1 protein-coding gene is annotated in these 525 nt (G+C 56.6%); it reads left to right on the top strand.

Annotated elements, in window-relative coordinates; translation table 11 throughout:
• Positions 1-525 (top strand): hypothetical protein (locus ACYVG7_RS09865; protein WP_460882965.1); only part of this gene is annotated, 525 nt, incomplete at both ends.

Raw genomic sequence — 525 nt, 5'->3', positions numbered from 1 at the left:
GCGGATGGCGTGACCACCTCTGCGGTGAGCTATGTCTATGACAGCAGTAATCGTCTATATCAGGTGAACAATGCCCTGGGTGGGGCGCTCGGTAACTACACCACCACCTACCTGTATGACGGTGCCAGTACCCGTATCCGCCAAATCAGCCAGAGTGATGGCAGCCAGGTCAATTTCACCTATCAGTTGGTCGGCAGTAATTATCTGGTTCGTACCGCCACCAATGGCACCGACCAGACGCTGACCTACACCTATGGAGCAGGCAGTACCACCATTACCGATGGACAGGGCCGTAACTGGGTGTACCAGTTTGATAGTGCCGAGCGCCTGACCCGGGTGACCTCACCGGCCAGCAACAGTGTCGATGGCGCGGTGGCATCGGTGGTGACCGCCTTTACTTACAATGCCAGTGGCCTCCTCACTCAAGTCAAGGATGTGACAGCCAATGTCGTGACTGCCACCTATACCTACGATGCCTTGGGCAATCGCACCAGTCAGGTGGCAGCCGATGGCAGTCGAACTGAT

This window comes from Pseudaeromonas pectinilytica (assembly GCF_054780855.1).
Note: the sequence above shows the minus strand (reverse complement) of the source record. Positions and strands in the feature narration are given on the sequence as shown.